Source organism: Aliirhizobium wenxiniae (assembly GCF_014201355.1).
Lineage (GTDB): Bacteria > Pseudomonadota > Alphaproteobacteria > Rhizobiales > Rhizobiaceae > Neorhizobium > Neorhizobium wenxiniae.
In genome coordinates, this window is sequence record NZ_JACHEG010000001.1 from 1,515,404 (window position 1) to 1,533,334 (window position 17,931).

The following is a 17,931-nucleotide window of genomic DNA, read 5'->3' on the forward strand; positions in this document are numbered from 1 at the left end:
TTCTGGAAATCGCTGCGGAATTTGTAACGATACATATGGAGGTTCCGGCGGCGATCAGTGGCCGGATGGAGGATCAGACATGTCGCTGGACGATGCGGAAGACGGACGCCAACCGAATGCGGTGGGGCCTTCGACTTCAAATCCCGGCTCTCACCGCAAGCCGACGCTGAAGACGATCGCTGAACTGACCGGGCTTGCGGTGACCACTGTGTCTCGTGCGCTTGGCGACGACCCGCTAATTGCCAGAGAAACCCGCCAGCGGGTTCAGGCGGCGGCAGCGCAGGTCGGTTACCTGCCCGACCGGGCCGCCCAGCGCCTGCGCACCGGCCGCACCAACGTCATCAGCCTCGTGCTGGACCCGCATGAGGAAATCCTCGGTTACGGCACCTCGATGATCAGAGGCATGACGGCGACGCTGCGCGGCACCCCCTATCACCTTGTCATCACCCCGCATTTCTCCGATACGCCGCAGATCGATCCCGTTCGCCACATAGTTCGCAACCGAATGGCCGACGGCATCCTGTTCAGCCGCACCGAACCGTCGGACGAGCGGGTGAAATTCCTCATGGAGACAGGTTTTCCCTTCGTCTGCCATGGCAGGACCGAGCTTGCCACGCCGCATCCCTATGTCGATTACGACAATTACCGCTTCACCTACGAGGCAGCGAAAAAGCTGATCGCATCGGGCTGTCGGCGGCTATTCATCATCCTGCCGCCCGAACGCTTCACTTTCCACCAGCATATGCGCCACGGCTTCATGACAGCAGTCAGGGAAGAAGGTATCGGCTTCGAGATCGCGCAGGGCATTACGCTCGACAGCAAGGCGGATGCGGTGCGCGATCATGTGGCCGAAAGGCTGGCCAGGGCTGATCCCCCGGACGGCTTCATCTGCGGCGGCGAGGTCTCTGCGATGGCGGTGATGTCCGCCACCCACGACCTCGGGCTGGAGATCGGGCGCGACGTGAGGCTGGTGGCCAAGCAGACATCAGGCCTTTTCGATCAGGTGCGGCCACGGATCGAGACGATCTACGAGGATCTGTCGGAAGCCGGCCGACTGATGGCGTCCATGCTGTTGAAACGAATGGCGGGGGCGGCACCGGTAAGCGAGCTGCAGGCGGTGCTGACTGTCTAAATCGCGCTTCGGCCTACCGGTTCTGCCCCCCGTTCGCTTTTTGTCAGAACGCGGTGATGGATACCGAATCGCCGTAAACCTGCAGGCGTTCCTTGCCTGCAGTCGTCGCGGTGAATTTGATACCCCGTGCCGGAACTGATTTACCGCAACGCTGGCTTTGCGTTGTACCGACGCCGCCATCCGAATAGGTACCAGTTGTCGTTTTCGGCAGGTTCGACGCGACTTCTGCCCATGATGGCGCACCGTCATCGCATGTCTTACCGCGCGCGCCCTTCAGAACAACCGATTTTCCGACCTTCACGGATACAGACGAGTTGTATTTGAATTCCGCAGCCTGAACCTCGGTCACGAACATGACGGCGAGTGATGATGCGAAAACGAGGCATGCCAGAGATGAAGAGGTTTTACCAAGACGCATTTCCAGTCCCCCATTGGCAGTTGAAGGCATGGAATGTGGCATCGAAAGATAACGTCGTCCTCACCCAAACAGGTCAGCTATCGACTTTAAGTTGAAATCCGGATTCTTTCGAAAGCTGCAGCCAACGGAAGCTATCCCTCATTCCCATTCCCGGTTACGCTCATCGCGCTTGCCCCGATACACAGGAATGAGGGCAGCAGACATCAATCCTCTTCGACAAACACCTCTTCGCGCTTCTTCCGCACACTCGGCAGGAAAACGACGATGAGCACCACCACGGCGATGAACAGCAGCGTGGCGCTGATCGGCCTTGTGACGAAAGTCGACGGATCGCCTCGTGACAGGATCATCGCCCGCCGCAGGTTTTCTTCTAAGAGCGGACCGAGCACGAAGCCGAGCAGCAACGGTGCCGGCTCGCAGCGCAGCTTCAGCAGCAGGTAACCGAGCAGGCCGAAGAAGGCGACGGCATAGAGGTCGTAGACGTTGGAATTGACGCTGTAGACCCCGATCGAGCAGAAGGCCATGATGATCGGGAAGAGCAGGTAATAAGGGATGGTCAAGAGCTTCACCCAAAGCCCGATCAGCGGCAGGTTGAGGATGACGAGCATCAGGTTGCCGATCCACATCGAGGCGATGATGCCCCAGAACAAAGCCGGCTGTTCCGCCGCAACGTTCGGTCCCGGTACGATGCCCTGGATGATCATCGCGCCGACCATCAGCGCCATCACCGGATTGGCCGGAATGCCGAGGGTAAGCAGCGGAATGAACGAGGTCTGCGCACCGGCATTATTGGCCGATTCCGGACCCGCCACGCCAGCAACCGCGCCATGGCCGAACTCTTCCGGTGTCTTCGAAACCTTCTTTTCCACCGTATAGGAAGCGAACGACGCAAGGATCGCGCCGCCGCCCGGCAAGATGCCGAGGATCGAGCCGATCGCCGTGCCACGCAGCACCGGGGCGATCATCGCGCGAAAATCCTCGCGGCTCGGCAGAAGGCCGGAGACCTTCGCCATCAGCACTTCGCGCGTCCGTTCGTTCTCGAGGTTTCGCAGGATTTCCGCGATGCCGAAAACGCCTACCGCGACCGCAACGAAATTCAACCCGTCGGCATATTCACGGATACCGAGCGTGAAGCGCGGCGCGCCGGTATAGATATCGGTGCCGACAAGGCCCAGAAGCAGGCCAAGCGCCACCATGGCAAGCGCCTTGATGACCGAACCATGCGCCAGCGCGATCGAAGAGACGAGACCGACGACCATCAGAGAGAAATATTCGGCAGCGCCGAATTCCAACGCGATGGCGGTAAGCGGCGGCGCGAAGATCGCGACAAGGAAGGTCGAGACGGTGCCGGCAAAGAACGAGCCGATCGCGGCAATCGCAAGGGCTGCCCCCGCCTTGCCCTTGCGGGCCATCTGATAACCGTCGATCGCGGTCACGGCCGACGAGGATTCGCCCGGCATGTTGATCAGGATCGCCGTGGTCGAGCCGCCATATTGCGCACCGTAATAGATGCCGGCGAGCATGATCAGCGACGAGACAGGTTCGAGCTGGAAGGTGATCGGCAAAAGCATGGCGATCGTCGCGGTGGCGCCGATGCCGGGCAACACGCCGATCAGCGTTCCGAGCAGCACGCCGATCAGGCAGAAGAACAGGTTCTCGATCGACCCTGCCGTCTGGAAGCCGAGAAGAAGATTATTGAAAAGATCCATCAGTCAAATCCTAGAAACGAACCCAGGGTCCGAAGCGCTGGAAGGGCAGCCCGAGGCCATAGCTGAAAACCAGCACGGAAAAGGCGGTCAGCAGTACAGCGAGAATGAGTGCCGTCAGCGGCTTCATCTTGTGCGAGGCGAAAGAGGCGATCAGCGCGGCGAAGAACAGCGACGGCACGAAACCGAGGCCACGCACCGTGATGCCGAAGAAGATCGGTGCCGCAAGAATGAAGATGATGCCGCGCCAGGCGATCGGCCCGATCGGCTCTCCCTCGACGCGAAACGCCTGGAAGAGAATGATCGCCCCGAACAGGATCAGCGCCAGTGCCAGGATGAACGGGAAATAACCCGGCCCCATGCGAAACGCCGTGCCGAGTTCAAGCTCGATCGACTGATAGGCGAAGAAGATGCCGGTCAGGATCAGCAAGATGCCGCAGATCAGGTTGGCTTTGTCGAATGACTTGGAATTCATGGTGTCTCCGTTTGTGTGGGAGATGGTCTTGCGTTGATGGCTGGAGCAAGTTCGCCCCCCTCTGGCCTGCCGGCCATCTCCCCCACAGGTGGGGAGATCAGCTGGGGGGCCGCTCACCAATCAACTTCGGCGTTTGCATTCTGCGTTTTGTCTGGCCACTCGAGAGCCGTTGGACGCGGTGATCATGAGGCACGTGATCTCCCCCCTTGTGGGGGAGATGGCCGGCAGGCCAGAGGGGGGCGAGCTTGCTCAACGTCGCCGCTGAATGCTGCCCCCGTCAGCGCCCGCACTCAGTCCGCGTACTGCCCCGCAGATTCGATGATCGGCTTCCAGCGAGCAATCTCGGTTTCGAGCTTGGCTTTCAGGGCAGCCGGTGTTGCATCAGCTTCCGGCGAAGGTGCGGTGCCGAGTTCGGCGAAGCGCTTGACGATGTTCTCATCCTTCAGCGCGCCCTGCAGGGACTTCGACAGGCGTTCGTTGATCTCGGCAGGCGTGCCCTTCGGCGTATAGATGCCGTGCCAGATACCGACCGTCATGCTTTCAAGCCCTGCTTCCTTCACGGTCGGCAGGTCCTTGAAGATCGAAAGACGCTCCGGCGAGGTGACCGCATAAGCCTTGATCGTGCCGCCCTGGATCTGCTTCGTCGTGTTGGTGGTCTGGTCGCACATGATATCAACCTGACCGCCGAGAAGATCGGTCATGGCAGGACCGGTGCCCTTGTAAGGCACGGTGACGAGCGGGGTCTGGATGGCGCTCATGAACAGCATGCCGCAGAGATGCGAGGCAGCACCGATGCCGGCATTGGCGACAGTCACCTTGTCGGCATTCGCCTTGGCATATTCGACGAGACCCTTGAGGTCGGTCGCTTCCATGTCCTTGCGGGCGACGATGGTCATCGGCACGTCGGTGACGAGACCGACATACTCGAAGGCGTTCAGCGTGTCATAGGCAAGCTTGCGGTAAAGCGTGGCGCTGGTTGCCATGCCGATATGGTGGAGCAGAACCGTGTAACCATCGGCCTCTGCTGCCGCAACACGGCCGGCACCGAGCGTACCGCCGGCACCGCCGACATTTTCGACGACGATCTGCTGGCCGAGATCCTTCGACATGGATTCGGCAACGAGACGGGCAACCGTATCCGTCGGGCCACCGGCAGCGAACGGCACGACCATGGTGATCTGGCGCTCAGGATAACCGGCGGCACCCGCCTGCGCGGAAAAAAGCGAGATGGCGGCAAGCGCCGTTGCGCCGAGAACGGCGTTAAACAGTTTCATGGATTTCCTCCTCCAAGGACAATGTCCAGCCTGTAGCTGCAGATGCACATCTCCTCCGGCACCTGCTTGGCCCCATTAGCGGGCCGCGCAGAAGCGCTGGCAATTGGCTAACAGCAAGCAAAGGCGGGATATTTCTTCATGCGCAACGCAGCATGGGTGGATTTGGGAACAACGGGTGGTGGAGATGGGTGGAAATCCACCCAATCGCCGTGAGTAATACTGACGCAGCGGCAAATTATCCGCGCCATCACTCAGGAAAAGTCGACGAGCGCCCCCGACTCGTCTTCATCGCCAAACTGCGAAGACTTGAGCATCTTCTTGTCGAGCCCGTATTTCTGCATCTTCTCGTAAAGCGTCTTGCGGGAAATGCCGAGCGTTTCGTAAACCGGCTTCAGCGCACCGCCATGGGCCGCAATTTCCGTCGCGATAAGATTACGCTCGAAAGCTGCGACCTTTTCCGCCAGCCGCCCGCCATTCTCCTTCGCGGCGGCGCCCGGCTCTCCCGAACCCGGATCGAGACCCAGAACCAGCCGGTCGGCGGCATTGCGCAATTCGCGCACATTGCCCGGCCAGTCCCGCTGGGCGATCAGCGAAAGGACATCGGGCGGCACGATAATATCCTCCCGGCCATAACGCGCCGCAGCCTCGCGCACCAGCTGCAGGAAGAGAAGCGGTATATCCGCCCGCCGCTGCGAAAGCGCCGGCACATGCACGGTTGCGACATTCAGCCGATAGAGAAGATCGGCACGAAAACGGCCGGCCGCCACTTCGGCCTCCAGATCCACCTTGCTGGTGGCGATGAAGCGCACGTCGAGCGGCACGGTTTCGTTCGATCCGAGCCTCGTAATCACCCGCTCCTGCAGCACCCGCAGGAACTTTGCCTGCAGATCGAAGGGCATGGAGCTGATCTCGTCGAGCAGGATCGTCCCTCCCCGCGCATGCTCGAACTTGCCGTATCGCGGACGAAGCGCACCGGGAAATGCGCCTGCCTCATGACCGAACAGCTCGCTTTCGATCAGCGTTTCGGGAAGCGCTGCGCAATTGATGGCGATCAGCGGCCGGTTGGCGCGTGGGCTGATATCATGCAGCGCCCGCGCCACGACTTCCTTGCCGACACCGGTATCGCCGATCACCAGCGTATCGGCATCCGTCGCGCCGATTGCACGGATACGGTAGCGCAGGTCGACCATCACCTGTGTGCGACCCGGCATGCGGGCTTCCACATCGTCGCGTTTTCCCGCCACGGCCCGAAGCCGCCGGTTTTCCAAAATCAGAGCACGCCGCTCCAGAGCACGGCGGATAACGCCGGCGAGATGCTGCGGCGTGAACGGCTTTTCGAGGAAATCGTAAGCCCCCTCGCGCATCGCCTTCACCGCTAACTGCACGTCGCCATGGCCGGTAACGAGAATGACCGGGATTTCCGCATCGAGTTCGCGCACCCGGTGCAGAAGCGTCATGCCATCCAGCCCCGGCATGCGGATATCGCTGACGATCACGCCGTCGAAGCCGAAGCCGGAAAGCTCCAGCACGTTTTCCGCATTGGGAAACGTGTCGACGGTGAGGTCGAACAGTTCCAGAGCTTGGGCAGTGGAGCGACGAAGCTCCTCTTCGTCATCGACAAGCAGCACCCGTTGCGGAAGCGTCATTCGGCGGCCTCCATTACGCTTGCATCGGCCATATCGAGTTCGATGGCAAACACCGCTCCCCCTTCCGGATGATCGGTGACGGAAAGGCTGCCGCCAAAGTCCTTGACGATATTATAGGAGATAGACAGGCCAAGCCCGAGCCCCTTACCGACACCTTTGGTGGTGAAGAACGGATCGAAGATACGCTCGCGGATGGCAGCCGGCACGCCCGGCCCGCGATCCCGCACGATGATCATCACCTTCTCAGCCGCGCTGGAAGCGGATACGTCGATGCGGCGGTCCTCAAGCCCTTCGATCGCGTCCGCCGCATTGGTGACGATGTTGACCAGCACCTGCTGCAGCCGAACGGCGCCTGCCATGACCCGGGGCAAGCCCGGTTCGATCGTGATCGAGAGCTCGGCATCCGCTGCTTTCAGCCGCGCAGAAACGATCTCGATCGTATCGCGAATGACATCCTCGACACTGACGGCGCCAAGTTTCTCGTTCGGCTTGCGGGCAAAATTGCGCAGGTGACGGCTGATCGACGCCATCCGGTCGATCAAGGCTGAGATACGCTTGAGATTGTCACTCGCCTCTTCCACCCGCCCCCGCGCGATCAGCAGGCCGGTCGTCTCCGCATAGGTTTTTGCCGCGGCAAGCGGCTGGTTGAGTTCATGCGAAAGGGCTGCCGACATCTGGCCGAGGCCTGCGAGTTTTCCGGCCTGCACCAGATCGGCCTGTGTCTTGCGCAACCGGCGCTCGGTCAGGCGGCGCTCTGCGATCTCCTTTTCGATCCGGCTGTTGACGCGGGCAAGCGCCGCGGTGCGCTCATCCACACGCCGTTCCAGCTCGTTCTGCGCTTCGGCCTGCAATTGCATGCGCTCGGCAAGTCGCGCCCGGCGCTGCAAGACGATCGCCGAGACAAGCCCGGCAAGGCAGAGCGCCAGAAAAACGGCAGCCATCATCGTCTGCGCCTGCCAGCGCACCGAGGCCGTGTCCATCAGCACATTCACCGTCCACCCTGCTTCCGGCATGGCCTGCGAGACATAGAGATATTCTCGCTCCGCATTTGCGTTGCGGATCAGCATCGTTTCGTGGCCGGCAAAGCTGCCATAGGCAAGCGGCAACTGGTGCAGTTTCACATCCGCATATCGCCTCGAAGTTTCGGTTCGGGCGATCCGATCCGGCGTCAGGGCCAAGATGGCGGCAAACCGCCATTCGTCGCTGCCGGTCATGAAGATGATGCCTTCCGGATCGGAGACGAAAATCCGGTCGTCGCCACCGGCCCAGGAAGCCTCGATCGTATCGAGATCGACCTTGAAGACGATGACGCCCAAAATCTTTCCATCCATCACGATCGGCGAGCTGAAATAATAACCGCGCTTGGCCGATGTCGTGCCGACCGCAAAGAAGCGCGACCGCTCGCCTCGTGCCGCCTCCTGGAAATAGGGACGGTAACTGAAATTCTCGCCGACGAAACTGACGGAGGAATCGTAATTGCTGGCGGCGATCGTCGTGCCGTCCATGGTCATGATGTAGATGTCGGAGGATTTCAGGAGTGCATTGACGGACTTGAGATATCGGTTGGCAGCGGACCGCAAGGTCTCGTTGCCGGGATCTTCGATCAGCACCTCAATGATCTCGTCATCCGCCGTCAGCGCCGGCAGCGCCTCATAGCGTTTCAGATGTCCGTCGAGCGCCGAGACCGCGAGCCTCAGCGTCGTGCCTGCCTGCAATTCGGCCTCGTCCATGGCGCTCTTCGCCACGAAGCCATGCACCTTCCACGTCAGCACAAGGCCGAGCGCAAGACACAGGACAGAAACTGCCAAGATACGATGCTTCACGTCCGAAGGGCTCCTCCTCCCTCGACCATAACGCGCATATCTTACGGAGCGCCGCGGAATTTTCCAATGGGTTCTCGTATGACGGGTGCGTTTGGATATTTTGGCGAAAGCGAAGGCTGTTATGTAGCACTGTCACTGGCAGCTATCCCGTCCAAGACGCTTGACTTGAGGTAGGATATCGCGTCGTTGTGCAATCAATGAGGGTAGCCCGCGTCGGGCGGAATAGGGGTTCAGATGGTTTCCTTGCTTGCGCTGTTCATGGGCGGCGTCGCCGGCCTCAGGGCCATGATGGCACCGGCCCTAATCACCTGGGCAGCAGCGCTCGGCTGGCTTGATCTTTCCGGCTCATGGCTGTCCTTTCTCGGTTCCAACTGGGCGGTGCTGATCCTCACCATCCTCGCCGTGCTGGAGCTGGTGACCGACCAGCTGCCCAACACGCCGAGCCGCAAGGTGCCGCAGCAATTCATCACCCGCCTGATCACCGGCGGCGTGGCCGGTGCCGCGATCGGCATTCCTTACGAGCTGTGGCTGGCTGGCCTCGTTTCCGGCGTTCTCGGCGCCATCGCCGGCACCTATGGCGGGGCATGGGCGCGGGCAAAGCTGGCCGATCATTTTGGCAATGACCAACCGGCTGCATTCATCGAGGATGGCGTCGCTTTCGCTGTCGCCTTTATCATCATTTTGTCTATACCCGCGGCAGCAACGATATGAAGCACTTCGACGCGATCATCATCGGTGCCGGACAGGCCGGCCCCTCGCTTGCCGGCCGGTTCAACGATGCGGGCAAGACGGTCGCGATCATCGAACGCAAACATGTCGGCGGAACTTGCGTCAACACCGGCTGCAAACCAACCAAGACGCTGGTTGCCAGCGCCTATGCGGCCTATCTTGCCCGCCGCGCCGCCGAATATGGTGTCGGCATCGGCGGTAGCGTGACGGTCGACATGCAGGCGGTAATGCGCCGCTCGCACAAGGTCACGCTCGACAGCCGCCATGGTAATGAAAACTGGCTGGAGGGCATGCCGAATTGCCAGTTGATCCGCGGCCACGCCCGGTTCGAGAGCAGCAATGTCATTCGCGTCGGTGACGAGCTTTTGACCGCGCCGCAGATTTTCCTGAATGTCGGCTCGCGGGCGACGATCCCGGATTTCGCCGGTGTGGGCGACATTCCCTACATGACCAATACCGACATCGTTTTGCTCGACCGGCTGCCGAAACATCTGGTCATCGTCGGCGGCAGTTATATAGGGCTGGAATACGCCCAGATCTATCGCCGTTTCGGGGCCGAGGTGACGGTTGTCGAAAAAGGCCCACGGCTGATCGGCCGTGAGGACGAGGACATTTCTGCAGCCGTGCGCGAAATCCTCGAGGCAGAAGGCATTCATATCCGCACCAATGCCGAATGCATCCGGTTTCGCCAACACGCAGACGGCATTGCCGTCGGGGTGAATTGCCAGGAAGGTGAGCCCGAGGTGATCGGCTCGGATGTGCTGCTCGCCGTCGGAAGACGACCGAATACCGACGATCTGGGCCTCGACAAGGCCGGCATCGAACTGGACGCACGCGGCTTCATCAAGGTTGATGACCGGCTTGCCACCAATGTCGATGGCATCTGGGCGATGGGCGATTGCAACGGTCGCGGCGCCTTTACCCACACAGCCTATAACGACTTCGAAATCGTTGCCGCCAACCTCTTCGACGGTGAGAACCGCAAGGTTTCACAACGCCTGCTGGGTTATGCCCTTTTCATCGACCCGCCACTCGGCCGCGTCGGGCTGGGCGAGGAAGAGGCGCGCAAGGCGGGCCATGATGTTCTGGTCGGCACACGGCCGATGACCAATGTCGGGCGCGCGGTTGAAAAGGGCGAAACCAAGGGTTTCATGAAGATCGTCGCCGACGCGAAGACCAAAAAGATCCTCGGCGCGGCTCTGCTCGGCACCGGCGGGGACGAAGCGATCCACGGCGTTCTGGAGCTGATGAATGTCGGCGCAAGTTACGATGACCTGCGCTGGGCAGTGCCCATCCACCCGACAGTTTCCGAGCTCTGGCCAACCGTCGTGCTCTCGATGAAGTAGAACATCCTCCTGGCATCCCCGCGGCATCTCCTCGGGCATAAGGGGATCGGCAAGCTTTTCCGCTTATGAACGGGATCGAACGATCCTGTCTGGATGGAAAAGATGTGCGGATTTGCGGGTTATGCGGGAGAAGGGTTCGGAGCGGAACACGCGCCTCAGCTTCTATCCGCCATGGGACAGGCGATCGGCCATCGCGGCCCGGATGGCCACGGCATCTGGATCGGCCCCGGCATAGGCCTGTCGCATGTGCGTCTGTCGATCGTTGGTCTCTCCGACGGCCAACAGCCGATGACGAGCGCCGACGGGCGTTACACGATCGCCTTCAACGGCGAAATCTTCAACTATGTCGAACTGCGCGACGAACTGAAGGCGCGCGGCGCCACCTTCCGCACCGGTTCTGATACGGAAGTGCTGCTGCAGCTTTATGCCTATGACGGCGAGGCCTGCCTGCAAAAGCTCAACGGCGACTTCGCCTTCGCCATCTGGGATGCGGCGGAACGCAGGCTGATGCTGGCGCGTGATCGCATGGGTGTGCGGCCGCTTTTCTATACCGAGCACAAGGGCACGCTTTATTTCGCCTCCGAGGTGAAGGCGCTGCTGACGGTCCCAGGCATCGAAGCCGAACTCGATCCCGTCGCACTCGACCAGATTTTTACCCTCTGGGCACCGATCGCGCCGCGCACCGCCTTCCGCAATATTTTCGAGCTGGAACCCGGTCAGTCGCTGGTTCGCAAAAACGCAACAAACCGGCTGAGCTGCTACTGGACGCTCGACTTCCCCGATGCTGGGGAATGCGCTGCTGACACCGACCGCTCGGAAGAACTACGCGCCCTGCTTGCCGATGCTGTGCGGCTGAGAATGCGCGCCGATGTGCCGGTGGGATCTTATCTTTCGGGCGGTCTCGATTCCTCGCTGATCTCCGCACTTGCCGCTCCGATGGCACCGAACGGGCTGAACACCTTTTCAGTTACCTTCGACAGTGCGGAGCATGACGAGAGCAGCTTTCAGCAGCAGGTGGCCTCGGCGCTCGGTACCCGTCACCGCTCGATCGCCTCATCGCCTGAAACGATCGCGGCCACATTCCCCGACATCATCCGTTTCACCGAACGCCCGATCCTGCGCACCGCCCCTACCCCGCTTTACACGCTGGCCGGCCTTGTCCGCGAAACCGGCATGAAGGTGGTGCTGACCGGTGAAGGCGCGGATGAAGTATTTGCCGGTTACGACATTTTCCGCGAGGCAAAAGTCCGTCGCTTCTGCGCCCGCCAGCCCGGCTCGAAGATCAGGCCGCATCTTTTCCGCAAGCTCTATCCCTATCTGCCGGGACTGAAAAAGCAGTCGGCGGAATATCTTTCCGCCTTTTTCAACGTCTCCGGCACCGATCCGTCCGATCCGATTTTCTCGCACCGGCCACGGATAAAAAGCACGGCGGCGGCGAAAATCTTCTATTCTGCAGACCTGCGCGACACGCTCGGCGGCTACGATGCTGCCGAAGAACTGAGCGCCCGATTGCCGGAACGTTTCGGCCACTGGCATCCGCTGCATCAGGCGCAATATCTCGAAACCCGTCTCCTCTTGCCGGGTTACATCCTCTCCAGTCAGGGCGACCGGATGGCGATGGCGCATGGCATCGAAGGCCGCTTTCCCTTCCTCGATCACCGGCTGGTCGAGTTTGCCGCGAGACTGTCGCCCGATGCCAAGCTCAAGGGTCTGCGCGAAAAACACATCCTGCGTGAAGCGGCGAAAGGCCTGTTGCCCGACAGCGTCATCGAGCGTCAGAAACAGCCCTACCGCGCTCCGGACAGCAGTTCCTTTACCGGCCCCGGCATGGATGAGCAGGCTTACGTCTCCGAGATGTTGTCCGAACGCGTCGTCACTGCAACCGGGATGTTCGACCCGACGGCCGTTTCAAGACTTTACGGAAAATGCCGCAAGCAGCCGGTCGCCGGTTTTCGCGATAACGCCGCTTTTGTCGGAATTCTTTCAACCCAGCTATGGGTCGGGAATTTTGCCAAAAAACAACCAGTTACCGAGATATCGGCACCGTCTAAAAGCTCGCTTTGAAGCCGAAAACGCGCGTTTTCGCCTCTCACGCTCGCGTGATCGCTAAAATTTTAGTATTGTCTTTATGAGGATCGGAAGAGCCGGTCTTTAAGCCTTCCAGCACGCCGCACCACGATCGGGACCCGTGGGCACAAATCGCGACCAAGTCAGGGAGTTTCACCACCATGACCGTATCGATCATCATCAAGACACTGGATGACGAAAAGCGCATTGCCCGTACGATCGAGTGCGCGCTGAAAGCTCTGCCGGATGGTGAGGGCGAGATCATCGTCACCGACCTCGGCTCCCGCGACCGCACGATCGAGATCGCATCGGCCTATCCGGTGCGCCTGGCTCAGATCGCCCGTCCCGCGCGCTTTCGCAGCGGCGCCGGCTCGCAGCTCGGTTATCAATATGCCCGCCACGACTTCATCTGCCTGATCGACGCCGACATGGAGCTCGATCAAGCTTTCTTAAGCGAAGCGATTGCCTTTCTTGAGCGCCATACGCGCACCGGCGGCGTGACCGGCCATATCGAAACCGGAGCGGCATACGGCAGCAGCTTCATGCCCGACCGGCGTATCGGCGCCGTGGACCAGTTGGCAGGAGGCGGGCTTTACCGCCGCCGCGCGATCGAAGAAATCGACTATATGGCCGACCGCAACCTGCATGGCTATGAGGAGCTGAACCTCGGCATCCGGCTGCGCAGTACCGGCTGGAAACTGCATCGGCTCGATCGTCGTTTTGCCTGCTATCACGAACGTGATCCCCGCTCCCGTGACCTGCTTCTGCAACAGGTGAAAACCAAGGAGCCTTTCGGCATCGGCGAGCTCTTGCGGGCAGCAACCGGCAAGCCCTATTTCTATCGGCTGCTGCGCGCTCTGCCCGAGCTTGGCATCCTGGCGCTTGCCTGGAGCTTCATGCTCGGCTCAATTCTGCTTGTCGCAACACTGCCCGGCGTCACCATGCCCGCCATTATCATCGCTGCAGGCCTTGGCCTTGTCGTGGCTGTCACGTCCTTGCGCACCGGACGGCTGAAGACGGGTCTCTATATGGTGATCGTCCGCTTTCTTCAGGCGATCGCCCTGCCGGTCGGCTACATCACGCCGCGCCGCAACCCGCGTTCCTGGATCGAAAGCCGGCTTCTCGGCGAACCCGATGCGGAAGTGAGCCGCGATGCCGATCAAGCCACGGATGCTTATGATACCGCCATGGCCAAAAGCGCCCGCTGAGCCCTGATTTCAGCCGGATTGTGCAACCGGAACCAGTTCTCCGACTTGCTGCAAGCCGGCCTGCAGAGCCGTGAACAGCAGATAAAATCCGGTCACCGAATCATTACTTCGATTTAACCTGGCCCCGCTTGAAACGGCCACAGAAGGTAGTAATCTCACCCCATCGCTGGCTGATATGTAGGGCGCCGGCGACTGAAAGACGACAGGTCGTCACCGAAGTTCTTTCGCCCCCATGATGGAGGCAAGACATGATACCCGCAGTAGAAACACATACATTCGACCCCAACGAGCTTGCATTCCTGAAACGCGTTTTCGATGACGTTTGCATAGAACACGGCCTGCCCGGCAGCAGCACTGCGGCAAGCGATGTGGCGGTTGAAATGATTCAGCTTTACCAGCGCGGCGTGAAGGACGAAAAGAGCCTTCATCGTCACTTCGATGGGCACAGCTTCTTTGGTTGAACAAGGCTAACGCTTCGCCTGCAGATCCCGTTCATCGCGCATCAGGAAAACCCGGGTGATGGGATCGAGATTGTCTTCCAGCCACCTCGCCATCGACATCTCTTCCGCAAGGATGCGTTCGAACACAGCTTGGGCTTCGGTTTCTCCCAGCTCGTCGGCAGCCGCGATCAGCATGCGATAGGTCGCGATCTCCAGATGTTCGAACGCGTAAGCCTGGGCGGTGAACTTCACCACCTCGTCATTCATCACCAGCGCGGGGATTCCATGAACGGTCGCGGCGATGCGCCCGGCAATATCCTTGAGCGTCGACGGCGCACCGGAGAAATCGTTGAGTAGGCTTTGCAGCGCGTCCGCCTGGCTGCGCGTTTCCTCGAGATGTTCGAGCATGCGCGCCTTGAGATCCGGGTAGTTTTCCAGTCGCCGTGTCTGCGCGGTCAAAGCAGTAATCGCCTGCTCCTCCATCGCATGGGCGCTTTTCAGCCAGGCAATGAAATTGTCCTTCGCATGGGTCATGCAGCTCCTCCCTCGTCTCATCCACAGATAATACACGGGCTCGTGATCGCCAATGGCAACCCCGAACCATGACGGGAAGTTCCCTGACATTGAACGCGAAATTGCCTCGAGATGCCCTCAAGGGATGCATCTGCGGCATATCAGCACTTGTTAAAAAGATGGGAACCAACACTTGCGCCCGGGGTTACCGATGCATTAATGGAGGCGCCGATGATCGAAGATCCAAGAGAGCCAACAGAGCAGCCGCCCATGCCGGCGCCAGGATGGGCTCCGGATCCACCGATCAACGAGCCGGAACCCGACAGGCTGCCCGATGAGGCGCCAGTCCCCAATCCGGATGAGACAAACAGACCGCCCGTCTACATGCCGCCAGGAAATGCGGCGTAACCGGCGGCATAGAAGAGAACGACATGACAGTATCGAGTAAGAGCATGCCGGGCCGCGTTGCAGCTCGGTCCCAGCAGCCAGCCGAGTTCAAACCGTGCCTGTGGAAGCTGCTGGTAGTGACCGCCGGTATCCTGGCCTCCGTATTCGTTGCCATGCAGATGGTCGACGACACCTATGTCGGTTCGTTCGATACCAAGGTTTCCACGCAGCAGACCCAAAAGGCCGGCTAAGCCTTCAAAGACCGCTTAAGGAGCGGGAACAAAAACCGAAATCGTGGCGTTCATCCGTCAGAAATGACGAGGTGGCGCAAGGTGGACGTGAGCAATTTTTCCAATCCTGATCTGATCGATCCGGTGCTTCATCGCACGCGGGTCATCAAGCCTGGCAGAAACGTCTGGCGCTCGGCCAAAGCAGAGCGCGTGGCGTTCCTGATCGACGGCGAGGACTATTTCCGCCGTCTCGACGAAGTGTTGCGGCAGGCTAAAAAGTCGATATTCATCGTTGGATGGGACTTCAATCCCGACGTAAGGTTGCTCCCGCGAGATGAAGGCTCGGAAACGATCGGCGCGCTGTTGCGACGCATGGTCGACGAGAAGCCGGATCTCGAAATCCGCATTCTCGTCTGGGGCATGGGGCCGGTATATTCCGGCAAAAGCCTGCGCATGTTCGGCAAGATGGAATGGGCCGACCATTCGCGCATCGACCTGCGCTTCGACTTCCGCCACCCTTTACGGGCAAGCCACCATCAGAAGATCGTCGCGATCGACGACAAGACCGCCTTTCTGGGCGGCATCGACCTGACGGCCCGGCGCTGGGACGACAGAGAACATACGATCGTCAACCCCGATCGCGTCTCGCCGGATGGCACGACCTACGGCCCTGTCCATGACATGCAGACCATCGTCACCGGAGACATGGCAAAGCTGATCGGCGATGTCGCACGACGCAGATGGAGGAAAACCCACGGCGAAGAACTCGCCCCCGTGGTTGTCCCCGGCCCCGCCCCCTGGCCTTCCGATCTCAAGCCCGCATTGCGAAATTGCCCGACCGGTCTGGCGCTGACCGAACCCTGGAAGTGGAAAGGCCGCCGCGGTCATCGCGAGGCGATCCGCCTGACCCACGACGCACTGAAGGCCGCGGAAAGGCATCTCTATATCGAGACGCAATATCTCGCTTCCTTCGGCGTCGCCCGAACGCTCGCCAAGCGGCTGCGCAGACAGAACGGCCCCGAGATCGTCGTGCTCGTCACCCGCGAATCCCACGGTTTTCTCGAAAAACTGATGATGGGCCATAACCGCACACGGCTGATCCGCCGGCTGAAACGCGCCGACCGATATGACCGGCTGAGGGTCTTTTATGCGGTGACACCGGACGAAAAGGGTGGTGCGCGCGAGATTATCGTCCATTCCAAGCTGATCATCGCCGACGACCATTTCGTCCGCGTCGGCTCTTCCAACCTCAACAACCGCTCAGAAGGTCTCGACACCGAGAGCGACCTGGCGATGGAGCCGCAGGACGCCGCCGGTCGCGCCGCTATTGCGGAACTGCGGATCGATCTGCTTGCAGAACATCTGGCGGCCGATCAGGCGCTGGTGCGCCAACATTTCGAAGAGACCGGCTCGCTGATCCGCACGATCGAGATGCTCAACGTCAACGGCCGACACCTGAAACCCTTCGACGTGGACGTCGAAAGGGGCGAGACCGAATCCATCCCCGGCACCAGCATCATCGATCCGAAACAGCCCTTCTGGCCGATCCCGCAGATTCAGGCCGGTTTCCGCCGCTTCGTCTCGCGCTGCTCACCCCATCGAATGTTTTGAAAAGCTGTCCGGGCGACGTCGATAATAGGCCTCGCTGACAAGAAATGTCGGTAGGCCTATCATCAGTGGCACGAAGAAATAGAGAACCCGGAAGGCGACGAGCGCACCGATGATCTTGGCGCCCGGCAGGATGCTAAGCATCGTCGCCTCCAGCACGCCGAGCCCGCCCGGAACATGGCTGATCAATGAAGCGACATTGGCTGTGACGTAAGCACCGGCAACCTCGAAATAGCTGATATCGCCGAACACTGCCATCAACTGGTGGATCGCTGCCGCGACACAGGCGAAATTCAGCGTGCCGATGCCGATCTGCGCGATCGCGAGACCGGGGGACGGCGGATCGAGACGCCATTTGCGGAACCGCACCGGGATCTTGAAGACGCACACAAGAAGATAAGCAACCGGGCCGGCGAGGCAGGCAAGACCTGCCGCAACTCTCGTCTCCTGACCGATACCGAAAAGATCGGTATCCGGTCCCAGATCGAGAAGCAGAACGAGAGCGGCGAGGCTCGATAGCCCCAGACCGACGGTAATGCCGCAAAAGCCGATGACCTTGGCGATCTCCGCACCCGTCAGCCCCCAGCGAGAATAGAACCTGTAACGAACCGCACCGCTGCTGAGCGCAGCCATGCCAACGTTATGACCAATCGACAGGGCACAGAAGGACGCGAGTGCCGACTGCCGCCAGACGAGTGGTCTTTTGACATAGCGGACCGCAAGAGTGTCGAAGCCGGTGAGGCATAGATAGGATGCCGCGACGAAGATCAGGGCAGCGCCGAGCCTGTCGATAGGGATCGCTTGCGCCGCATCTGCCACTTCATCGAACGTGTAGCGACCAAGGCTGCGATAGACGAGAAAGGCAGCAATGCAGACAGCAGCAAGGACACCCAGTTGTAAAATATGCTTCCTGCCGATCATCATGCCTC

General features: G+C 60.4%; 16 protein-coding genes. 8 read left to right on the plus strand and 8 right to left on the minus strand.

What is annotated here, in order from left to right:
• Positions 1 to 79: 79 nt before the first annotated feature.
• Complete coding sequence (locus HNQ72_RS07345) at positions 80 to 1,132, plus strand: LacI family transcriptional regulator (RefSeq protein ID WP_183990927.1); 1,053 nt, start codon at positions 80 to 82, stop codon at positions 1,130 to 1,132.
• 43 nt (positions 1,133 to 1,175) lie between these two features.
• Here HNQ72_RS07345 and HNQ72_RS07350 read toward each other — a convergent pair whose 3' ends face one another.
• The 6 genes from HNQ72_RS07350 to HNQ72_RS07375 form a co-directional block, all read right to left on the minus strand.
• A complete protein-coding gene (locus tag HNQ72_RS07350; RefSeq protein ID WP_183990929.1) occupies positions 1,176 to 1,550 on the minus strand; it encodes a hypothetical protein in 375 nt (124 codons plus the stop codon).
• Positions 1,551 to 1,753: 203 nt separating this feature from the next.
• Positions 1,754 to 3,259: a tripartite tricarboxylate transporter permease gene (locus HNQ72_RS07355; protein ID WP_183990931.1), complete on the minus strand. Its 1,506-nt coding sequence runs from the start codon at positions 3,257 to 3,259 to the stop codon at positions 1,754 to 1,756.
• Between the two features lie 10 nt (positions 3,260 to 3,269).
• A complete protein-coding gene (locus HNQ72_RS07360; RefSeq protein WP_183990933.1) occupies positions 3,270 to 3,731 on the minus strand; it encodes a tripartite tricarboxylate transporter TctB family protein in 462 nt (153 codons plus the stop codon).
• A 290-nt stretch (positions 3,732 to 4,021) separates the two neighbouring features.
• A complete protein-coding gene (locus HNQ72_RS07365; RefSeq protein ID WP_183990935.1) occupies positions 4,022 to 5,005 on the minus strand; it encodes a tripartite tricarboxylate transporter substrate-binding protein in 984 nt (327 codons plus the stop codon).
• A gap of 251 nt (positions 5,006 to 5,256) precedes the next feature.
• On the minus strand, positions 5,257 to 6,651 hold the full coding sequence (locus HNQ72_RS07370; protein ID WP_183990937.1) for a sigma-54-dependent transcriptional regulator: 1,395 nt from the start codon (positions 6,649 to 6,651) through the stop codon (positions 5,257 to 5,259).
• Entirely contained in the window at positions 6,648 to 8,474 is a 1,827-nt protein-coding gene (locus HNQ72_RS07375; protein ID WP_373289391.1) for a sensor histidine kinase, read from the minus strand. The genes HNQ72_RS07370 and HNQ72_RS07375 overlap by 4 nt, the downstream gene beginning before the upstream one ends.
• 234 nt (positions 8,475 to 8,708) lie before the next feature.
• Here HNQ72_RS07375 and HNQ72_RS07380 point away from each other — a divergent pair, with 234 nt between their 5' ends.
• The 5 genes from HNQ72_RS07380 to HNQ72_RS07400 all read left to right on the plus strand — a co-directional run bounded on the left by HNQ72_RS07380 (position 8,709) and on the right by HNQ72_RS07400 (position 14,285).
• Complete coding sequence (locus tag HNQ72_RS07380; protein WP_183990939.1) at positions 8,709 to 9,185, plus strand: DUF4126 family protein; 477 nt, start codon at positions 8,709 to 8,711, stop codon at positions 9,183 to 9,185.
• Entirely contained in the window at positions 9,182 to 10,549 is a 1,368-nt protein-coding gene (locus HNQ72_RS07385; RefSeq protein ID WP_183990941.1) for an FAD-containing oxidoreductase, read from the plus strand. Before HNQ72_RS07380 ends, HNQ72_RS07385 begins: the two co-directional genes overlap by 4 nt.
• A gap of 102 nt (positions 10,550 to 10,651) precedes the next feature.
• Entirely contained in the window at positions 10,652 to 12,613 is a 1,962-nt protein-coding gene (gene asnB, locus HNQ72_RS07390; RefSeq protein WP_183990943.1) for an asparagine synthase (glutamine-hydrolyzing), read from the plus strand.
• A gap of 164 nt (positions 12,614 to 12,777) precedes the next feature.
• Positions 12,778 to 13,824, plus strand: coding sequence for a glycosyltransferase family 2 protein (locus tag HNQ72_RS07395; RefSeq protein ID WP_183990945.1), 1,047 nt, complete (start codon positions 12,778 to 12,780; stop codon positions 13,822 to 13,824).
• 248 nt (positions 13,825 to 14,072) lie between these two features.
• The gene (locus HNQ72_RS07400) at positions 14,073 to 14,285 is read left to right on the plus strand and encodes a hypothetical protein (RefSeq protein WP_183990947.1); all 213 of its coding nucleotides are present in this window, start codon (positions 14,073 to 14,075) and stop codon (positions 14,283 to 14,285) included.
• Positions 14,286 to 14,291: 6 nt separating this feature from the next.
• Here HNQ72_RS07400 and HNQ72_RS07405 read toward each other — a convergent pair whose 3' ends face one another.
• Positions 14,292 to 14,798: a ferritin-like domain-containing protein gene (locus HNQ72_RS07405; protein WP_183990949.1), complete on the minus strand. Its 507-nt coding sequence runs from the start codon at positions 14,796 to 14,798 to the stop codon at positions 14,292 to 14,294.
• Positions 14,799 to 15,208: 410 nt separating this feature from the next.
• Here HNQ72_RS07405 and HNQ72_RS07410 point away from each other — a divergent pair, with 410 nt between their 5' ends.
• Entirely contained in the window at positions 15,209 to 15,415 is a 207-nt protein-coding gene (locus HNQ72_RS07410) for a hypothetical protein (protein ID WP_183990951.1), read from the plus strand.
• A gap of 81 nt (positions 15,416 to 15,496) precedes the next feature.
• Entirely contained in the window at positions 15,497 to 17,005 is a 1,509-nt protein-coding gene (locus HNQ72_RS07415; protein ID WP_244654318.1) for a phospholipase D-like domain-containing protein, read from the plus strand.
• Here the strand turns inward: HNQ72_RS07415 and HNQ72_RS07420 are convergent.
• The gene (locus HNQ72_RS07420) at positions 16,985 to 17,923 is read right to left on the minus strand and encodes a putative bifunctional lysylphosphatidylglycerol flippase/synthetase (protein WP_183990954.1); all 939 of its coding nucleotides are present in this window, start codon (positions 17,921 to 17,923) and stop codon (positions 16,985 to 16,987) included. The two genes, HNQ72_RS07415 and HNQ72_RS07420, sit on opposite strands and share 21 nt — an antisense overlap.
• Between the last annotated feature and the right edge of the window lie 8 nt (positions 17,924 to 17,931).

Excerpts from the sequence above, each read along its gene's own strand:
- HNQ72_RS07420 (WP_183990954.1), bottom strand. The coding sequence starts at position 17,923 with ATGATCGGCAGGAAGCATATTTTACAACTGGGTGTCCTTGCTGCTGTC.
- HNQ72_RS07360 (WP_183990933.1), bottom strand. The coding sequence starts at position 3,731 with ATGAATTCCAAGTCATTCGACAAAGCCAACCTGATCTGCGGCATCTTG.
- HNQ72_RS07365 (WP_183990935.1), bottom strand. The coding sequence starts at position 5,005 with ATGAAACTGTTTAACGCCGTTCTCGGCGCAACGGCGCTTGCCGCCATC.
- HNQ72_RS07380 (WP_183990939.1), top strand. The coding sequence starts at position 8,709 with ATGGTTTCCTTGCTTGCGCTGTTCATGGGCGGCGTCGCCGGCCTCAGG.
- HNQ72_RS07345 (WP_183990927.1), top strand. The coding sequence starts at position 80 with ATGTCGCTGGACGATGCGGAAGACGGACGCCAACCGAATGCGGTGGGG.
- HNQ72_RS07355 (WP_183990931.1), bottom strand. The coding sequence starts at position 3,259 with ATGGATCTTTTCAATAATCTTCTTCTCGGCTTCCAGACGGCAGGGTCG.
- HNQ72_RS07370 (WP_183990937.1), bottom strand. The coding sequence starts at position 6,651 with ATGACGCTTCCGCAACGGGTGCTGCTTGTCGATGACGAAGAGGAGCTT.
- HNQ72_RS07395 (WP_183990945.1), top strand. The coding sequence starts at position 12,778 with ATGACCGTATCGATCATCATCAAGACACTGGATGACGAAAAGCGCATT.
- asnB (WP_183990943.1), top strand. The coding sequence starts at position 10,652 with ATGTGCGGATTTGCGGGTTATGCGGGAGAAGGGTTCGGAGCGGAACAC.
- HNQ72_RS07410 (WP_183990951.1), top strand. The coding sequence starts at position 15,209 with ATGACAGTATCGAGTAAGAGCATGCCGGGCCGCGTTGCAGCTCGGTCC.
- HNQ72_RS07400 (WP_183990947.1), top strand. The coding sequence starts at position 14,073 with ATGATACCCGCAGTAGAAACACATACATTCGACCCCAACGAGCTTGCA.
- HNQ72_RS07405 (WP_183990949.1), bottom strand. The coding sequence starts at position 14,798 with ATGACCCATGCGAAGGACAATTTCATTGCCTGGCTGAAAAGCGCCCAT.
- HNQ72_RS07385 (WP_183990941.1), top strand. The coding sequence starts at position 9,182 with ATGAAGCACTTCGACGCGATCATCATCGGTGCCGGACAGGCCGGCCCC.
- HNQ72_RS07350 (WP_183990929.1), bottom strand. The coding sequence starts at position 1,550 with ATGCGTCTTGGTAAAACCTCTTCATCTCTGGCATGCCTCGTTTTCGCA.